Consider the following 18,284-nt stretch of genomic DNA (forward strand, 5'->3'; position numbering starts at 1 on the left):
ACATTAGCGAATAGAGCCGGAAACAAGAGATTGGTGACTTATAGTTTATCCCACTTTCTTCCATCTATTCCTGCCAAACTCAAATTTCAAGCATCATGGCCCAGCAAAAAGCACCCTCAAAAGGAAGCGCTAAAAAACCGTCCGAGAAAACACTAAAGGAAAAACGTGCCGACAAACAGGCGAAGCGCGACAGCAAAAAGGATTATTAATCACACCACCAACAGGCCATTCTGCCGCAAACTTCGACCGATTTCCGACTGCATGAAGTTCCCAAAGCGCCCTAACCCGGCGGTTTCAAAGTCCGCTTTTAAGCCGTCGAGGGACCAGGGTTCGTGCTTTGCAATCACCAGTTGGGGCATGATTTTCGCCAGCCACTCACCCACCGGCACACTCGTTTCCAGAGCCCATTCGTTTTTCTTCGAATAAAAAACCAGTTCGGCCAGTTCAACTACCTTTTTACCCTTTTTGACTTCCAGCACCGAAAGATTCGGCACGCTCCCCAGCCAGACCACGAGCGCATTGGGCCGAAAATCACTGTCTGATAACTGACGAATACTCTTTTCGATATAGTTCGCCGGAATGGTGGTCGGTGGCGTTTTAAAGTCAAACCAGCTTTTGAGCGGAAACTCGAAACACACGCCGTGCATGTAATTGAACAGTGACTTTCGTAAGCCTTCCGAGAACTGGCCGTGATCGCAGCCGAGCGGGTCGTCGTGGTCCAGATCGTTGTCGGCAAATAAACCGGTTTCGGGGCCGATTCGCATCACGTCGAAACCCGCCGGATGCAATCCCACCGGGCTGTGGGCAGTCATCGCAAACCGGTGCCAGAACCCCGACTGGACAATTCCGATTTCAAATAATTGCCGCACCATCTCCAGTGAATCGATCGTCTCCTGGGCGGTTTGCGTCGGAAACCCGTACATTAAATAGGCGTGCACCATAATACCCGCCTGAGTGAATCCATCGGCCACACGGGCCACCTGCGCAACGGTTACGCCCTTTTTCATGCGTTCGAGCAGCCGGTCCGAGGCAACTTCCAGCCCACCCGAAACTGCAATGCAGCCCGACGCTTTCAACAAACGGCACAGATCGGGTGTAAAGTTTTTTTCAAACCGAATGTTTGTCCACCAGACCACGGTCAGCTTCCGGCGAATGATTTCCAGGGCCAGATCACGCATCAAGGCGGGCGGGGCGGCTTCGTCGACGAAGTGAAACCCATTCTGACCGGTTTGTTTGATAATTTCTTCGATCCGGTCGCAGAGTAAAGCCGCCGTCAGCGGTTCGTAGCGTTTGATGTAGTCGAGCGTTACGTCGCAAAACGAACACTTTCCCCAGTAGCAGCCGTGCGCCAGCGTCAGCTTGTTCCAGCGTCCGTCGCTCCAGAGTCGGTGCATCGGATTGACGATTTCGATGACTGATAAATAGTCGTTCAGCGGCAAATCGCGGTAGTCAGGTGTGCCGGTATCGCGCTGCGGAATATCCCGCTCCCGGTTCTGGTTGTGGTACGTTACAAGCCCGTCCGTCCGGGAATAAACCCGTTTCAAACCTTCCCGTTCGCGGTTTCCCGCTAGGTAATCCAGCAGCGAAAGCAGTGGAGCTTCGCCATCGTCGAGGCAGATGTAATCGACGTAATCAAAAACGCGGGGTTCTTTCAGCGACCGAAGTTCGGTGTTGGCGTAGCCCCCGCCCATGATGACGGCAATCTGCGGATGGTTTTTCTTCAGATACTGGCCGCATTTTAACGCTCCGTAAAGATTTCCCGGAAACGGAACCGTCAGACAAACCACGTTAGGGTTCCACGCCTGAATCCGCTTTTCGAGCAAGTTCGTTAGAGTAACCGAAATCAGGGTTTCGGGAGCTAATAAAGCCGAGTTGATTTCGTCGAAATGCGTTGCTGAACGGCCCAAACGTTCGGCGTAGCGGCTGAAACCAAAGTGCGGGTCCACCGCTTCGGTAATCAGATCGGCCAGATCTTCGAGGTATAAAGTGGCCAGATGGCGGGCTTTGTCGTGAATTCCCATCGTGCCGAAGGCCCAGTCCAGTTCGTCGAGCAGCTCAAACCGCGCGGCTTCGGGCAGGTACGAGCGGTCGCAAATGCCGTGGGCCAGGGTTGGATTTTTGTTCTGCAAAAACCGGATAACCGGATCGATGGTGCTGATGTAATCCTCTTTCAGCGAAAAAATCCGATAGCTGTTTTCGGACAATTCCGCGTCCGAAGCCTCCAGTTCGTCGAAAAGCGTTTTCAGCCCTTTCGCCGAAAATAAGTTTAGAATTACCTCGATACCCAGATCAGCCTGGTACGACTGAAAGCCTTTCGTGTTCAGGAACCCTTTGAGGTAAGCCGTCGCCGGATACGGCGTGTTAAGCTGCGTGAAAGGCGGGGTAATAAAAAGGATCTTCGGTTCCAAGGAGTAACGGCGCTTCGTTTCCCACAAAGGTAGTTCTTGTTCTTCAGAAATAGCTCTTCTGAGAAATGCGTCCTATTTTAGCGTAACTGAATACATCCATGAAAAAACATCTCCTTTTTGCGCTTTTGGTTGCTTCGACGGCCCAAAGCCAGCCCAAACCCGTTGCGGGGGATCGTGTACCGGCCTCCTATTCGACCAGCTACCAGCCCCCGGTTTTTACCGATCCGCAGCGTAATGAAAAGATCAAAGCGGTTTTCCCGGCCATCGACAATCTTTTCCGAGATTATGCCACGAAAAACCACTTTCCGGGTCTGGCCTTCGGCATTGTGGTCGATGGCAAGCTGGTGCACGCGGGCGGTTTTGGGTTTACGGATGTTGCTAAAAAAACGGCGGCAACGCCCCAATCACTGTTCCGGATTGCGTCGATGAGCAAGAGTGTAACCACAATGGCCATTCTGAAACTACGCGACGAAGGCAAACTCCGGCTCGATGATCCGGCGTATCTGTACATCCCGGAGTTGAAAAGATTGTCGTATCTCACGTCTGATTCGCCCCTGATCACCATCCGGCATCTGATGACGCATTCGGCGGGATTTCCCGAAGACAATCCGTGGGGTGACCGGCAACTGGACGACAGCCCGGCGGATCTGATCAGGCTGATCGAAGGCGGATTTTCGCTGTCAAACGTTCCGGGGGTTACCTATGAGTACAGCAATCTGGCGTTTGCGATGTTGGGTGCCATTATCAGTAAAGTTTCCGGAAAACCGTACCAGCAATTCATCGATGACGCAATTTTTAAACCGCTGGGCATGACCCACACGGTTTGGGAGTACAACAAAGTGCCTCCCGGCCAGTTGGCTCACGGCTACCGCTGGCAGAACAACGACTGGCTGGAAGAACCGCTGCTGCACGACGGTTCTTACGGTGCGATGGGCGGTTTGATAACTTCCGTTGAAGATTTCAGCAAATACCTGGCGTTCCATGAATCGGCCTGGCCACCCCAAAGTAGCGCCGAAACCGGTCCGGTAAAAAGGAGCTCATTGCGCGAAATGCAGCAGCCCTGGACGTTTAACAACCTGAATGCCAGTTTTAAATACCCAAACGGCCGTGCCTGCCCTATGGTGAGTAGTTACGGATACGGTTTGCGCTGGAGCCGCGATTGCGAAGGCCGCGTGTACGTTGGGCACACGGGTGGTTTGCCCGGTTTTGGCAGTCAGTGGTGGATTATGCCGGAATACGGAATCGGGGTTGTGGCTTACGGTAACCTGACTTATGCCGGTATGGCAACGGTCAACTGGGCGGTTCTGGATACGCTGATTGCGACGGCGGGGCTGAAACCGAGGATGATACCGGTTTCTAAAATTCTGGCACAGCGGAAAGCCGAGATTGTCAAACTGTTGCCCGACTGGACGAATGCGGCCAGTAGCACGATTTTTGCAGAAAACTTCTTCCCGGATCAATCCGTGGAATTTCGTCGGAAAGCGGTTCAGGATTTGTACGCCAAAGCCGGAAAAACCATTCGGATCGGTGAACTATTGGCGGATAACCAGTTGCGGGGGCGGTTTTTGATCGAGGGCGAGAAGGCCAATATTGAGGTATTTTTTACGCTTACACCCGAAAATCCGGCTTTAATTCAGCAGTTGGACTTTAAAGAAGTGAAGAAATAAACATTCTTGCTACCTTCAGGTTTCTTTCAGTTGTATCCAATATTTCTCTACTATCGAGGTGGTAAGTATAAGCACAGTGGAGCGGACACGCCCCGGACACGTCCCCCAACTACATATACTGTGGATAGGTGACACCGTCGATTCGCGAATCCAGCGCCTTCTGGCTAAAACCTACTTTTTCGAAACAGTTCCCGACGCGGTTTCGGCGCTTCGAAACATTAGCCAAAACCGCCCTGATGTGATCATTTGTGCTGATCAGCGTCCGGTTTTTGGTGAGTTATCGCTGATTCACCTGCTGAAAAATGATGCAAAAACGGCATTCATACCGATTATCCAACTGATCGATAAAGAGGCCGACCGGAGCCATGATGCCACTGAGCATCCGGCGGATGATCACCTTGCGACCCCCTTTCCGGCCCGGGAGCTGGTCACGCGGGTGCGCATTCAACTTGCGATTTCCCAGACTCGAAACGAGGGGGAACGGAAGCTGCAAAATGTCATCAATCAGGCACCGATGGGCATTGCGGTTTTGCGGGGCAGGGAGTTCATTTTTGAAGCGGCCAACAACAATTACCTGAATCTGATCGACAAAGCTCCGAACGAGATTCTTGAAAAACCCATTCTGGATGCATTACCGGAGCTAAAAAATCAGGGTATTTTCGAATTGCTGACGCGGGTAGTCGAAACCGTTGAGCCTTATTTCGGCAACGAATATCCGGTTACCCTGAAACGTCACGGGAAAGACGAACTGGTTTATTTTAACTTTGTTTACCAGCCCCTGCAGGAAGATGATACAATCATCGGTGTAGTGGTGGTTGCCAATGACGTAACGACCCTGGTAAAATCCAAACATGCGTTGCAGGAGAGCGAACGCCAGTTTCGGAATATGGTCATTCAGTCGCCCATTCCAATGACGATTTTTCGGGGACCGGATCACATTATCGAAATCGCCAACGAAAGCCTGCTGAACAACATCTGGAAACGGTCCCTTTCCGAAGTTCAGGGGAAGAAATTATTGGATTTATTTCCCGAACTGAACAACCAGCAGTTCCCTAAGCTGTTGGAAAATGTCCTTAAAACCGGGATATCGTATACCGAAAAAGAAGCATTGGCCTACGTTAATTCGCCGGAAGGCATGGGCAAATACTACCTCGATTTTGAGTACGCTCCTTTGTTTGATACCGAGAATAGCGTTTCCGGTATCATGGTGACGGTGAACGATGTAACGGAAAAGGTGGAGGCCCGGATGTCTATTTTTGAAGCCGAACAGCGTTCTCGTCTGGCCATCGAAGCCGCCGAAATGGGAACGTATGACTGGGACATGGAAACCGATGATTTCCAGTATTCGGACCGGCTGGCGGAAATTTTCGGGTTTTCAACGGATCGCTTTCACCCCCAAAAAGAATTCAGCAATGCCATTCACCCGGATTTTATTCAGGTTCGGGCCCGGGCGTTTGAGGAAGCTACCCAAACAGGGCGGCTTTTTTACGAATCCCGGCTGGCGCGGCCCGACCACGCGGTTCAGTGGGTGCGTTTTGCGGGAAAAATCATTTTTGATCAGAATCAAAAAAGTCGGCGGTTGTTAGGAACGGCTCTCGACATTACCCAGCAGGTTGTAGCCCGGAAAAATCTGGAGGAAATTGCCGAGGAGCTGGAAAAGCGGGTTGCTGAACGGACGCTGCAGCTTCAGAATATCAACCAGGAGTTGGTACGAACCAATCACGAACTGGAGCAGTTCGCCTACATTGCCAGCCACGATTTACAGGAACCGCTGCGAAAAATTCAGACGTTTATCGAATTGCTTCAGGAAGATAGTCACGATCCGGCAACCGCGCAGGCGCTGTTTGCCAAAATCAGTTCGTCGGCCCAGCGAATGTCGGCGCTGATCAAGGATGTGCTGAACTACTCCCGGCTTTCGAAAACCGATGACGAATTTACGGCTACCGACCTTAACTTGATTCTGACGAATGTGATCACGGATTTTGAGCTATTAATCGACCAGAAGGGCGCGGTTATTTTCAACGATCCCTTGCCGACGATCAGAGCCATTCCGCTGCAGTTGAATCAGCTTTTTTCAAACCTAATTGGTAACTCACTCAAATTCACCGAGAAAAATCCGGAAATTCGGATTACATCTGAGGTTTTACCCCCGGGGACACTGCAACATCTCTCCCATCTGGATCGGAATAGCTCCTATTTAAAACTTCTGTTTAAAGACAACGGGATCGGTTTTGAACAACACTATGCTGAGCAGATTTTCACCATTTTCCACCGGTTGAACGGGCGAAAATCGTATTCCGGAACGGGCATTGGCCTGGCTTTGTGCAAAAAAATTGTTGAAAATCACAAAGGGTTTATCTTTGCGGAAAGTGCTCTGGATCAGGGTGCTTCCTTCACCATTTACTTGCCGGTTTAAATTTCGGTTTACGGTGCCTGACGCATTCATTATTGAATGATTACGACTGCGCGGGGAGCGTTTCTACTGCAAATCCGTAAACCGTCCACCGTAACTGATAAATCCTATGCCCCAATCCTTTAAATTCATCGTTCTGATTCTGCTTTGTTTTGTTTCCGGAGCGCAGGCGCAAAACCGGTCACCTAAATTCAAAGTGATTGCTTTTTTTACGGCGAAGAATGACAAAGCGCACATTAGTTTTGTGCGCGAAGCCAATGAATGGTTTCCCAAAATGGCCGCCAAATACCATTTCAGTTACGATTCCACGTCCAACTGGAGTCATCTTAATGCCGATTTCCTCGCTAATTATCAGGTTGTTGTCTTTTTTGATACCCGCCCCGAAGCACCGGAACAACGGGCGGCTTTTCAGAAATACATGGAAAATGGCGGAGCCTGGATGGGGTTCCATTTTGCCGCCTTTGCCCTAACCCCTTCCGCCTATCCCCAGAATTGGGACTGGTATCATAATGAATTTATTGGGGCTGGCTCGTATAAAAGCAACACCTGGCGACCAACCCCGGCGATTCTTCGGGTTGCGAACCGCAAACACCCGGCGACTAAAAAGTTACCGGTAACGTTTAAATCCGCGCCGAATGAGTGGTACCGCTGGACCAATGATTTGAAAAGCAATCCGGATATTAACATTCTCGTTTCCATCGACTCCACCAGCTTTCCGTTGGGAACCGGTCCAAAACCGCACGAAATCTGGCACAGCGGTTATTATCCCGTGGTTTGGACGAATAAAAAATACCGCATGCTTTATTTAAACATGGGGCATAACGACATCGATTACGAGCATAAAACCCACAAAGAGCTCTCGTCGTCGTTTTCCAGTGACGACCAGAATCAGCTGCTGATCAACGGGTTGTTGTGGTTGGGAAGTGGCCGGAAATGAGGTGTACGAGTAAACCGTTTCCTAAAATGTGCTAGTACCGGCATACGAACTTTTTTACATTCGTATAACAACAGGTCCGCTAATGGCACATAAAGGAAAAGAAATTCGCAATCCGAAAACTGGTCAAACGATCCAGTTTGTTAAAACCCGGGCCGATACCAATGGCCGGTATCTGGAATTAATTTCTACCTACGAATCCCATTCCAAAGAGCCCATTCCGCATTATCACCCCAGGCAGGACGAGTATTTTGAGGTATTACAGGGTGAATTAAGTGTTCGTTTAAAGGGAAAGTTAACAACGCTTCAACCCGGCGATACAATTCATATTGAGCGAAATACGGTTCACTCGATGTGGAACGGCACCGCCGAAAAAACCGTCATTTCCTGGAAGACCGTGCCGGCAATGGACACGGAATATTTGCTGGAACTAAACACCGGGCTGGCCAATGATGACAAAACCAATGCGGATGGCGTTCCCGATTTGCTGCAGGTGGCGCTGATGATGAATCATTATGACCACGTTTTCCGGGTAGCCAAACCGCCCTTTTTCGTTCAAAAAGTAATTTTTGGGATTCTGACGCCGTTCGCCAGGCTGCTTGGCTACAAATCGTATTATCAAAAATACATTGATTAGGTCGCACCCCATCAGCGACCACACCCAGTCAGCGGTCAAAGACCCTGACTGCGGTGGCTTTGGTATATATTTCTTCTAAATTTAAAAGGAGATTTCTATTGAAAATAAAATTTCAACCGCAGTCAGGGTCTTCGACCGCTGACTGGGTGTGATCGTGGTCGGCGTTTGGCTAGCAATGGCCGAAACCGTTACATCCGACTCGCCCAATTTCCGATTGGTTACAGGTCTAAAACCGGGCTGCGGCCCTGCAAACCACCGGTGTGAATAGCAACCACCGTCGCGTCCGGTAAAAAGAAACCATTTCTGGCCAGATCGTAAATACCGTACAGCATTTTACCGGTGTATACCTGCTCGATCCGCACCCCGGTTTTGCGTTCAAAGTGTTGGATAAAGCTCAGCAAGTCGGGCGTGGTTTTGGCATAACCGCCAAAGTGATAATCCGTTAGAATCTGCGCCGTTGAATGGTTTGTAGGTACAAACCCTTTTAGGGCCGAAAATCCCAGCACGTTCGTTCCGGCTGGTGCCGACTTTTCAAGACCCGCCAGCGTCCCGCCCGTTCCGACGGGGCAACAGACGTAGTCCGGAATTCCTCCCAATTGTTGTATAATTTCCGGAATTATTTCCGCCGTACCGAGCACCGCCAGATCATTCGTGCCCCCTTCCGGTAATTCGTAAAACGAGCCAAAATGGTGCCGAAGCTGCTCTCGAAAAACCGCATCCGCCCGGTTTCTGAACTGCGCACGCGAAATGAAATGGAGGTACATGCCCTGCTCCCGGGCAAAAGTCAGGGTCGGAGTGTCGCGCTCCCGGTGGTCTTCGCCCCGAATCACGCCAATTGTTGAAAAACCGTACTCACGCCCGGCGGCCGCTACGGCGTAAATGTGGTTGGAATAAGCCCCTCCGTACGTTAAAAGGGTGTCGTGGCCGGATTGATGGGCCTCGGTGAGGTTGTATTTCAGTTTTCGCCATTTATTCCCGGATATGGACGGATGGAGCTCGTCATCCCTCTTCAGATAAAGCCGAAAAGAGATCGGTTCCGGAAACGGATCTGGCAGGTATTGGAGTCGGGAAAAGTCAGAAACCGTCAGCAAATCCGTCCCGCTCGATTATTTACCGTTTACCTGTTTTTTCGCAAAGACCGAGCCCGCGTATCCGTTGTAGCCTTTGATGGTGTAGCGGAGAATCAGGGTTTCGTTGACCATTTCACCCTCGCCGGAAATAGTGTACTGATCACCCAGGTAGTTGATAAAAGCCTGATCTCCAATCACCAGGTAGACACCCGAAGCCGTGGCTTCGATCGGGTTCTTGACCAGATTGGCCAGATTTTCGATCAGAAACGTGTTGGGTTTTTCGGTGCTTTTCCGCACCGTTAACAGGTAATTGTCTTTAGGATTGACTTCCTGTACGGTAAATACGCCGTCAAACTCGGTTGGAGGAACCACGACGGGTTCGGGCGTATCACAACTACTCAGCAGGAGAAATGCGACAGGTAATAAAATGGCAAATTTTAGACACGCAGCCTGTAACGGCCACATTTTTAGTAGGGCTGATCGGTTCATTATTTTCAGGTTGTACAACTACAGACCACAAAAATAAGAAGGTCGCGCGATATTTTAACAAAAACCAGTGACCGTTCGCTAAAACGTCCGATTCTTGGTACTTTTGTAAGATGTTACAACCTGAAATTATGGCTCAGCAGGACGAAGAGCCGGTGCTTGCTGATCCGGATGAAGACGAGCTTTACGAACATTACCGCATCGTGGTCGATCCCGGCCAGAATTTGATGCGGATCGACCGGTTTTTGACCGAGCGATTACCCAATGCCACCCGAACCAAAGTCCAGAACGCCATCGACAGCGAATCCGTCAAAGTTAACGGCAAGGCGATCAAGGCGAGTTACAAAATAAAACCGCAGGATATCATTACGGTATCGCTGCCCCATCCACCCCGCGATACCGATATTTTACCGGAAAATATTCCGCTTAACATCGTTTACGAAGACGACGACGTGCTGGTATTGAATAAACCGGCAGGAATGGTGGTGCATCCGGCCTACAGCAACTGGACCGGTACGCTGGTGAACGCGCTGGTCTATCATTTTCAGAATCTGCCGACCTCGCGCAACGGCAGCATCCGCCCCGGTTTGATCCACCGAATCGACAAGGATACTTCGGGTTTGATGGTCATTGCCAAAACTGAGTATGCGATGGCCCACCTCGGGCGGCAGTTTTTTGAACACACCATCGAGCGAACTTATAACGCCATTGCCTGGGGAGAACTGAAGGAGGAAGCGGGCACGATTACCGGAAACATCGGCCGCAGCCTCCGCGACCGGAAAGTGCAGGCGGTTTTTCCCGATGGCAGCCAGGGCAAACACGCCGTTACTCACTACAAAGTGTTGAAATCCCTGCATTATGTTTCACTGATCGAATGCAAGCTGGAAACCGGTCGGACGCACCAGATTCGGGCGCACATGCAGTACCTCGGCCATCCGCTTTTTAGTGATGCCACCTATGGCGGTGACCGGATTCTGCGCGGCAATGCCACCGGCGCTTACAAAGCATTTGTCCAGAACTGTTTTGCGCTAATGCCCCGTCAGGCGCTCCATGCCCGGTCGCTGGGTTTCGAACATCCGAAAACCCACGAGTGGCTTCAGTTTAACTCCGAATTGCCGGACGATTTCCGGGCGGTTCTGGAAAAATGGGAGAATTACCTCGAAAACCGATAAGCACTATTTCGCAATTCGCTATTTTACTTTTCGATATTCAGTATTCGATATTACTAACCTTTAAGAGACTGTCTGCCCCCAACCCCCTAAAGGGGGCTTTAGTCGACTTGCAAAAGCCCCCTTTAGGGGTTGGGGGCAGACCGCAGTAAGATGAATTCTGAATTTTAGATAGTTTTTAATTAGTTGCGATTATTAATATCGAATAGCGAACACTGAATAACGAATAGCGAACTATAGAAGACAGAATTTAAAAGACTAAACGAATAAACCGATCACGAATGACAATCCGAAAAGGAACGCCCGCCGATGTTCCCTCTCTCTTTGAACTGGTTCAGGAACTGGCCTTGTATGAAAAAGCCCCGCACGAAGTAACCAACACCCCGGAGCAGATGTTGAAAGACGGTTTTGGCGAAAACCCGCTTTTTGGTGTGCTGGTGGCCGAAATCGAAAACAAGATTGTGGCCATGTCGTTATACTATTATCGGTATTCGACCTGGAAAGGCAAGCGGTTGTACCTGGAAGACATTATTGTCAACGAGGCTTTTCGCGGTCGGGGTTTGGGAAAAGCCCTTTTCGATGCCACCATCGAGGAGGCCCAGCACACCGAATGTACCGGAATGATGTGGCAGGTGCTGGACTGGAACGAACCGGCCATCAATTTTTACAAGCAGTTTAGTACCCGCTTCGATACGGGATGGTGGAATTGCCACCTGGATTTTGATAAATAGCCGTAACTTCGCGCCACACCATGAAAGTGCCGGAACCCTATTTCGGATCACTTTACTTGTTTACAATGCAATTCAATAAAAAACGAATACTGATCATCGCGGGCTGGGTGCTGCTGGGATTTTTGATTCTGGGTGCAATTGGAGCCGGTATTGCCTACAACAAACGCGAAGCTCTTCTCAAGGAAGGACTTTCCAGAGCCATTCGGAAAGCAAAACGCGACTACGATCTGAATGTCACCATCGGAAAGGCCCAATTCACCGGCTTGTCGACGGTGGCTTTTTCCAACGTTGCGGTCGTACCGGAAGGTCGCGATAGCCTGCTGCGGCTCGAGAAAACCGAAGTGGGCGTCAGCATCTGGCCGCTTATTTTCGGAAAAGTGGCGGTTTCTTCCCTGACGCTTCAAAATGGTTTGGCGCACATTGTCCGCCGGGATAGTACCAGCAACGTCGATTTCCTGTTAAAATCGCAGAAAAAAGACTCAAGCGCGACCGCCGAAACGGCCGACACTGGACGCCGGGTTGACCTCTCAGTGGTGGCCGAAAACCTGGTCGATAATCTGCTGGCCAAAATTCCGGACAACATGGACGTTCGTAACCTGGAATTGCGGTTAACCGACAACGAACGGCAGCTGAGTTTCCTGACCCAAACCGCCACGATCGACGACGACGAACTGACGTCGACCATCCGGGTCAACAATGGCGAATCGGTCTGGCACCTGGTGGGTACCGTGGCACCTTCGGATCAGGAAGCCAATGTAGCGCTTTATGCCGACGGAAAACCGCTTGAATTACCGTATCTGGAACATCGGTTTAAGCTTAAGTTGCAAGTCGATACATTGCGGGCGGAACTACGCGATGTGGCCAGTTCGGGCGGAGAATTCAAGATTGAAGGTGCCGGAGCGGTGCGAAATCTGCGGATCAATCATCCGGCGGTGGCGTTGGGCGACGTGCTGGTTGAAAATGCCGCGATGGACGCCAACGTCTTTGTGGGTGAGAATTACATTGGTATCGACAGTACGTCGACCATCTATCTGGGAAAAGCCAAAGCCCGGCCGTTTATCAAATACACGGTGTCGCCGGTTAAAATCTACGACGTTCAGGTTCACACGGATTCGCAGGAAGCGCAGGATATATTTGATTCATTTCCGCAGGGGCTTTTTGAGTCGCTGGAAGGCATGAAAGTTTCCGGGAAGCTGAAGTACGATGCGGTTTTGCATCTGGATAGTTCAATTCCCGATTCCGTGCAGTTCTCGTCGGGTCTCACGCCGGATCAGTTCAAGATTCTCCAATTCGGAAAGGAGGATTTCAGCCGCGTCAATAAACCGTTCGAGCACGAGGTTTACGAAAAAGACAAACTAGTTCGGAAGTTCATTGTCGGTCCCGCCAACCCCGATTTCACCCCGCTGAACGCCATTTCGCCCAATCTGCGCAACGCCATTCTGACGGCCGAAGATTACAATTTCTTCACCCACAACGGTTTTAACGAAAAAGCGTTTCGGGTTTCGCTGGCGACCAATTTCAAAACCAAAAAATTCAAGCGCGGAGGAAGTACGATTTCGATGCAATTCGTCAAAAATGCTTTTCTGAACCGCAATAAAACGCTCTCCCGCAAAGCCGAGGAAATTCTGATTGTGTGGCTTATTGAAAACCAGCACATTATCAGCAAGGAGCGGATGTACGAGATTTACCTCAACTTCATCGAATGGGGCCGTAACATCTACGGAATCGGCGAAGCATCCCGGTATTATTTTGCGAAAAGTCCGTCGAATCTGGACATTGGTGAAAGCATTCTCCTGTCGTATGTCGTTCCTTCGCCTAAAGCAACGCTGAGCCGGTTTTATCCGGATGGTTCCGTAAAAACGTATCTCAGGGGGTATTTCAAATTGATTGGCCGAATTATGGCGTCTCGGGGCTTAACTCCTTATGACACAACCGCCTACGGTTTTTATGGAGTGCGATTGCGGGAAGGATTGCGGCAGGAAATCGCCCCCGCCGATTCCATCGAGATCGATTCGCTGATGATGCCGGATGAAGAAACGGAGGAAAGTACCAACGGAATCAACGATTTTTTCCGCCGGGTGTTAGGGCGCGACCGGGAAGAACCGGAAGTCATTACGCCCCAGCAGGAATCTGCTAAAGGCGAAGTTGCTCCGACGGACTCGGTTCCCAAATCGCGCCGTCAACTCCGAAAAGAACGCCGGGAGCAGCGACGCCGGGAAAAAGAGGAACAGGAAAAGCAGGAAAACTGACTATGATTACAGTGATAGATTATGATTTCGGTGATTGGTTATGGTTGCGATGATTAATGATGCTTGATTCAATCTAAAATCATTTATTCCACTTTTATCACCGCAATCATTACCAATCACCGAAATTATAGTCCCTCATAGTAGCAAGTCCGGGCGACGCTGTTTGGTTCGTTCCAGCGCCTTCTCAAATCGCCATTCGTTGATTTTGGCTTCGTGACCCGACAGCAGGATATCAGGCACGGCATGTCCTTCAAAATCCGCCGGGCGGGTATAAACCGGGGGCGCCAGCAAATCATCCTGAAAAGAATCCGTCAGCGCGGAAGTTTCGTCGTTCAGGACGCCGGGCAGCAACCGAATGATAGCATCGGAAATAACCGCAGCCGGGAGTTCTCCCCCCGACAACACGTAATCACCAACGCTGATTTCTTTCGTAATAAACAGTTCGCGAGCCCGCTCGTCAACGCCCTTGTAATGCCCGCACAGGATGATCAGGTTTTGAGTGAGCGACAGCCGGTTGGCCGTCCGCTGGTTAAACCGTTCGCCATCGGGAGTTACGTAGATAATTTCATCGTACGTGCGTTCGGCCTGCAAAGCCCGAATGCAGCGCGCAATGGGTTCGATAGACATCACCATCCCGGCTCCCCCACCGAACGCATAGTCATCCACCCGGCGGTGTTTGTCGAGTGTGTAATCGCGCAGGTCGTGAATGTTGACTTCCACAAAACCGCCCTGTTGGGCCCGTTGCAGAATGGAATGGGCAAAAAAACTGTCCAGCAAACGGGGCAGGCAGGTTAAAATATCAATCCTCATCGGGTAATTCCTCTTCGTCGGTCTCATCGGTTTTCTTCCCGATCGTAGCCGAGGGTTCTTCCAGGTAGATATCGACCAGGCCGTCCGGAAGTCGGACGTGCAGAATCTTCCGGGCTTTATCCGCCGAGGGCGTCAGTTCGTCATTGACCGGAATTAAAACTTCTTTCCCCTTATAATCCATCGAAATCAGGTTCTGGGGGGCCACATTGTAAACCGTGCGAACCGTTCCGAGATCGCCCAGCTTTTCGTCATGGACCAGATAACCGACAATCTCGTGGAAATAAAACTGGCCTTCGTCCAGTTCGTCCAGGTTGTCAAGGGGCAGATATAGTTCACAGTTTACCAGTTTCTGGGCCTCTTCAATCGTTTCAACACTTTCCAGCGCCACAATCCCCCGGTTACGGTTTATGGAAATCGACTCAATAAAATACGGAACCAGATCCCCCCTTATCTCGATCAGAACGGAATCCATTTCGGCATACAGTTCCGGCATGTCCACATCCAGGAAGAACACCAGTTCGCCCCGCACGCCATGCGTTTTCGTTATTTTTCCGAGTTGAAAACAATCGTCTTTGGTCACGATTCACAATTTTTGTGTTCCGGTAAAGTAGCCTGAACGGGTAGCTATAAAATAACAACTGACGGAAATCCATTCCGAGAAACAGACTTCCATCAGTTGTTAAAACGTACCGGCAGACCAATGTCCATCGGCACTAAATGACAAAATACTATGCCTGAGTTTCGCCCTCTTCAGCGGCTGGTGCTTCAGCAACCGGAGCGTCTTCAGCAGCGGCCTCATCGGTTGGTGCCTCAGCAACGGGTTCTTCAACCACGTTTTTCTTGGCAATTGCCTGTGCGCGGGTTTCGTTCACTTTCCGCTCTGCTTCCAGACGAGCCTGTTTAGCATCGGCTTTAGCCTGCGATTTGGTATCTGCGCTGCCCTGTTTGCGGCCTTCTTTGCCCTGTTTCCAGTCTTCGAATTTGGCATCAGCCTGTTCCTGCGAAATGGCACCTTTGATGACACCCACTTGCAGGTGTTTTTTCAACATAACGCCTTCGTGCGACAGAATCGAACGGGCTGTATCAGTTGGCTGGGCACCTTTCAACAGCCAATCTACCGCACGATCGCTTTTCAGAACTACGGTAGTGGGATCGGTATTCGGGTTGTACGAACCGATTTTTTCAATAAAGCTACCATCACGTGGTGCTCTGGCATCGGCTATAACGATGTCGTAAATAGCCAGTTTTTTGCGTCCCCGACGCGATAAACGGATTTTAACTGCCATTTTATTGGATTGTGTTTGTTGAAGGAAACGACTTGTTCACAAAAGTGAGGCCGCCCTTCGATTGAATCAGGGGGCAAAGGTAGAAATTTTTATCCGGAAATACAGAATGTATTTTTGGAAATGATGAATGCCGAATGTAAATGTTTCCGGGTGGCATTACACTCTTACATTCGGCATTCATCATTTTACATTTATCATTCAGTCTAAAACGCCAAAACCCCGATCAGGTCGGGGTTTTGGCGTTTTAGAAGTCACTATTTCTTAGCGTGGTTCTCTCGGATCAAACCGTTGACCAGACTGGTAGTTCGAACGCAGCATGTTCATCGGAACGATCTTGATCTCGACGCGCCGGTTTCGCTGGAGATTGTCTCCGGAGGTGTTCGGCGCAATCGGTCGATACTCCCCGTAGTATTCAACCGTAACCCGGCTTGGATCAGAAAGACCCGCACGGGTCAAATACCGCTTGGCCGCGTCAACCCGGCGTTTTGACAGCTGAACGTTATAGCCATAAGAAGCGCGGTAATCGGTGTGTCCCACCAGGATGATACCGCAGTTGGTTTTTACATTCAGCAGTTCAATCACTTTCTTCAGGATGTCCTGCGACGCGGGGCGGATCGTGGCTTTGTCGGTATCAAATTCGATGTTTCCAAACAACGCTTCGCATTCCGGAGCAAATTTACCGCGAAGAATCGAGCTGATGATACTGTCGAGGTTCATCGCTACACCGGCTCCGGAAACAATGCTGCCGGCCGGAGTTGCGGGCTCTTTGTCAAACAAATCGGCCACACCGTCATTATCCGTATCGGTATACAAACGGGGATCGACCGGTTTTGGCATGTTCGCCTTGGCAATCGAATCCGCATCGTTCATCGTCGGGTTATACGGTTCTTTGATCAAATCTTTCGGATCGGCCCAGCGCAGGTGGTAGCGACCTTTTGCCGGATCATAAACACCATCTTTACCAACCCGAACGGCATCTTTTCCAATTTTGTAGGTCATGGCCAATCCCAGGCCAGCCCATTTGTCCAGACCCGAGTCACCCCGACGCCAGCCATAAACATTACCGGCTTTCGAGTTGTCAACGCCACCCACAGTCATGTCCAGTTTTTCGGTGTTAACCATATAAAGGGTTGCATCGAGACCAATGTCCAGCCGGGAAGTCAGTTCATAATGCAGCGTTGATCCAAGCGGGAAAACGAATTCACGGGTATAAACCGAACCGTCTCCTTCCCATTTTCCCTGCGTAACCGAGCTGTAATCGCGACGGTCGTTGCTATACCGGATCATTTGGCCCGTGGTCAGGTCATACACCCGGGTATCGAACCACATCAGCCCTGCACCCGCGTGAACATCCCATTTCCAGCGTTTCAGCTTTTTGGTGCCAAACAGGAGTGATTTCAGGTTAGCGTTGGCATTAAGCGTTCCCTGAAGGAAATTGGAACGGAACGAAGCGTTGTAGAGCGCCTGTTTGGAACCCCGCAGCGAACCCACGTGAAAGTCGGCTGACGCGCCGAACAGGTGAGTCAACTGTTTGTTGATGGAAATGCCAAGTGCCCCGGTCATTTTGGTGCTGGGGCCTTTTTCGGGAAATGCTTTGTAAAAACCGTAATTATCCAGGTCGCCAAAGAAACGGGTGATCGCGGGTGTGACGGTCACTGACCAGGTATTCATTTTGTAATCGCCTTCGTAGGATCGATTACGGGAGGATGCTCCGGCGGAGGAACGGTTGGTGGTGTCAGTTTGGGCATACCCGACAGCCTGCGTTAACAACAGAAGCGTCAGAGAAGCGAAAATGGAAATTTTCTTCATGAGAACTCAGGTTTAATTCATAAGCCTTTAACGTAGAACAATCGCACGGCAAACCGGCGCTACGGCGGACCGTCTAAAACTACTCTTTTTCACTATTTCAGCAACTTTCCGCGAAGTAAATCTATAAGCCGGATTCTGTCTCCGAATCAGATTGCCGAAACAACCCTTTCAGGTTCTTATCATTTATCTCGATTCCGGATCACTCCGGAACTCTATCGATCTACCCGCATCGGCATCATTCCGGATCACTCCGGAATTACAGGAACGAGTCGCCCCTATTCCAATGCTTATTTGATCTTTCAGCCCATAAGGTTTACCGTGCCCCGCCTGTCACCAGCCGGGCGGTAGGCTCTTACCCCACCTTTTCACCCTTACCGCACCGAATTTAGAAACTAAATCCAGCGACGGCGGTATTTTTTCTGTGGCACTTTCTGTCAAATGGTCAGAAACGCTGAGCGCTTCCCTCCACCTGCCTTCCCGTTAGGAAGTATGGTACTCTGTGCTGTCCGGACTTTCCTCCCCGGTTCGTTAAACCGTTCCGGAGCGATAAGACAATTTACTCCGCGTTGGTTGCCATTCCGTGAATACCGCAAATCTATAAATACTTAGGTTCTT

The 18,284-nt window shown here is 50.4% G+C and carries 14 protein-coding genes and 1 other RNA gene; 7 read left to right on the forward strand and 8 right to left on the reverse strand.

The annotated features are described in order from the left end of the window. Positions 1–209: 209 nt before the first annotated feature. Positions 210–2,408 carry a B12-binding domain-containing radical SAM protein gene (locus GJJ30_RS16715; protein ID WP_154176304.1) on the reverse strand — a complete coding sequence of 733 codons (2,199 nt, stop codon included), beginning with the start codon at positions 2,406–2,408 and terminating at the stop codon, positions 210–212. Between the two features lie 98 nt (positions 2,409–2,506). On the opposite strand from GJJ30_RS16715, the gene GJJ30_RS16720 reads away from it, so the two are divergent. From GJJ30_RS16720 to GJJ30_RS16735, 4 genes are all read left to right on the forward strand, one after another. Beyond that, positions 2,507–4,075: a serine hydrolase domain-containing protein gene (locus tag GJJ30_RS16720; RefSeq protein ID WP_154176305.1), complete on the forward strand. Its 1,569-nt coding sequence runs from the start codon at positions 2,507–2,509 to the stop codon at positions 4,073–4,075. Positions 4,076–4,313: 238 nt separating this feature from the next. Next, on the forward strand, positions 4,314–6,491 hold the full coding sequence (locus GJJ30_RS16725; protein WP_154176306.1) for a PAS domain-containing protein: 2,178 nt from the start codon (positions 4,314–4,316) through the stop codon (positions 6,489–6,491). Positions 6,492–6,597: 106 nt separating this feature from the next. After that, the gene (locus GJJ30_RS16730; protein WP_154176307.1) at positions 6,598–7,425 is read left to right on the forward strand and encodes a ThuA domain-containing protein; all 828 of its coding nucleotides are present in this window, start codon (positions 6,598–6,600) and stop codon (positions 7,423–7,425) included. Positions 7,426–7,507: 82 nt separating this feature from the next. Beyond that, positions 7,508–8,059, forward strand: a complete 552-nt coding sequence (locus GJJ30_RS16735; protein ID WP_154176308.1) for a cupin domain-containing protein — start codon at positions 7,508–7,510, stop codon at positions 8,057–8,059. 218 nt (positions 8,060–8,277) lie between these two features. Here GJJ30_RS16735 and GJJ30_RS16740 read toward each other — a convergent pair whose 3' ends face one another. Both GJJ30_RS16740 and GJJ30_RS16745 read right to left on the reverse strand, forming a co-directional pair. Beyond that, positions 8,278–9,150 carry a 1-aminocyclopropane-1-carboxylate deaminase/D-cysteine desulfhydrase gene (locus GJJ30_RS16740; protein WP_154176309.1) on the reverse strand — a complete coding sequence of 291 codons (873 nt, stop codon included), beginning with the start codon at positions 9,148–9,150 and terminating at the stop codon, positions 8,278–8,280. A 15-nt stretch (positions 9,151–9,165) separates the two neighbouring features. Beyond that, entirely contained in the window at positions 9,166–9,618 is a 453-nt protein-coding gene (locus GJJ30_RS16745; RefSeq protein ID WP_154176310.1) for a hypothetical protein, read from the reverse strand. Between the two features lie 110 nt (positions 9,619–9,728). Here GJJ30_RS16745 and GJJ30_RS16750 point away from each other — a divergent pair, with 110 nt between their 5' ends. The 3 genes from GJJ30_RS16750 (at position 9,729) to GJJ30_RS16760 (ending at position 13,764) form a co-directional block, all read left to right on the forward strand. Then, a complete protein-coding gene (locus tag GJJ30_RS16750; protein WP_438821601.1) occupies positions 9,729–10,787 on the forward strand; it encodes an RluA family pseudouridine synthase in 1,059 nt (352 codons plus the stop codon). 278 nt (positions 10,788–11,065) lie between these two features. Continuing rightward, positions 11,066–11,515, forward strand: a complete 450-nt coding sequence (locus tag GJJ30_RS16755; RefSeq protein ID WP_154176311.1) for a GNAT family N-acetyltransferase — start codon at positions 11,066–11,068, stop codon at positions 11,513–11,515. 65 nt (positions 11,516–11,580) lie between these two features. Continuing rightward, positions 11,581–13,764 (forward strand): transglycosylase domain-containing protein, encoded by a 2,184-nt coding sequence (locus GJJ30_RS16760; protein ID WP_154176312.1) that lies wholly within the window; start codon positions 11,581–11,583, stop codon positions 13,762–13,764. 135 nt (positions 13,765–13,899) lie between these two features. On the opposite strand, the gene trmD is transcribed toward GJJ30_RS16760, so the two are convergent. The 5 genes from trmD to rnpB all read right to left on the reverse strand — a co-directional run bounded on the left by trmD (position 13,900) and on the right by rnpB (position 18,232). After that, complete coding sequence (trmD, locus tag GJJ30_RS16765; protein WP_154176313.1) at positions 13,900–14,574, reverse strand: tRNA (guanosine(37)-N1)-methyltransferase TrmD; 675 nt, start codon at positions 14,572–14,574, stop codon at positions 13,900–13,902. Next, positions 14,564–15,154 (reverse strand): ribosome maturation factor RimM, encoded by a 591-nt coding sequence (gene rimM / locus GJJ30_RS16770; protein ID WP_310588318.1) that lies wholly within the window; start codon positions 15,152–15,154, stop codon positions 14,564–14,566. The genes trmD and rimM overlap by 11 nt, the downstream gene beginning before the upstream one ends. A 148-nt stretch (positions 15,155–15,302) precedes the next feature. Continuing rightward, positions 15,303–15,860: a 30S ribosomal protein S16 gene (locus GJJ30_RS16775; protein ID WP_154176314.1), complete on the reverse strand. Its 558-nt coding sequence runs from the start codon at positions 15,858–15,860 to the stop codon at positions 15,303–15,305. Positions 15,861–16,121: 261 nt separating this feature from the next. Beyond that, positions 16,122–17,669 carry an OmpA family protein gene (locus tag GJJ30_RS16780; RefSeq protein ID WP_229313174.1) on the reverse strand — a complete coding sequence of 516 codons (1,548 nt, stop codon included), beginning with the start codon at positions 17,667–17,669 and terminating at the stop codon, positions 16,122–16,124. 108 nt (positions 17,670–17,777) lie between these two features. Further along, positions 17,778–18,232, reverse strand: an RNA gene (gene rnpB, locus GJJ30_RS16785) — RNase P RNA component class A. Between the last annotated feature and the right edge of the window lie 52 nt (positions 18,233–18,284).

Origin of the sequence: Larkinella terrae (assembly GCF_009668025.1) — a bacterium.
Lineage (GTDB): Bacteria > Bacteroidota > Bacteroidia > Cytophagales > Spirosomataceae > Larkinella > Larkinella terrae.

Coding starts and splice junctions, on each gene's coding strand:
- GJJ30_RS16720 (WP_154176305.1), top strand. CDS start 2,507: ATGAAAAAACATCTCCTTTTTGCGCTTTTGGTTGCTTCGACGGCCCAA.
- GJJ30_RS16755 (WP_154176311.1), top strand. CDS start 11,066: ATGACAATCCGAAAAGGAACGCCCGCCGATGTTCCCTCTCTCTTTGAA.
- GJJ30_RS16775 (WP_154176314.1), bottom strand. CDS start 15,860: ATGGCAGTTAAAATCCGTTTATCGCGTCGGGGACGCAAAAAACTGGCT.
- trmD (WP_154176313.1), bottom strand. CDS start 14,574: ATGAGGATTGATATTTTAACCTGCCTGCCCCGTTTGCTGGACAGTTTT.
- GJJ30_RS16735 (WP_154176308.1), top strand. CDS start 7,508: ATGGCACATAAAGGAAAAGAAATTCGCAATCCGAAAACTGGTCAAACG.
- GJJ30_RS16730 (WP_154176307.1), top strand. CDS start 6,598: ATGCCCCAATCCTTTAAATTCATCGTTCTGATTCTGCTTTGTTTTGTT.
- GJJ30_RS16750 (WP_438821601.1), top strand. CDS start 9,729: ATGTTACAACCTGAAATTATGGCTCAGCAGGACGAAGAGCCGGTGCTT.
- GJJ30_RS16745 (WP_154176310.1), bottom strand. CDS start 9,618: ATGAACCGATCAGCCCTACTAAAAATGTGGCCGTTACAGGCTGCGTGT.
- GJJ30_RS16780 (WP_229313174.1), bottom strand. CDS start 17,669: ATGAAGAAAATTTCCATTTTCGCTTCTCTGACGCTTCTGTTGTTAACG.
- GJJ30_RS16760 (WP_154176312.1), top strand. CDS start 11,581: ATGCAATTCAATAAAAAACGAATACTGATCATCGCGGGCTGGGTGCTG.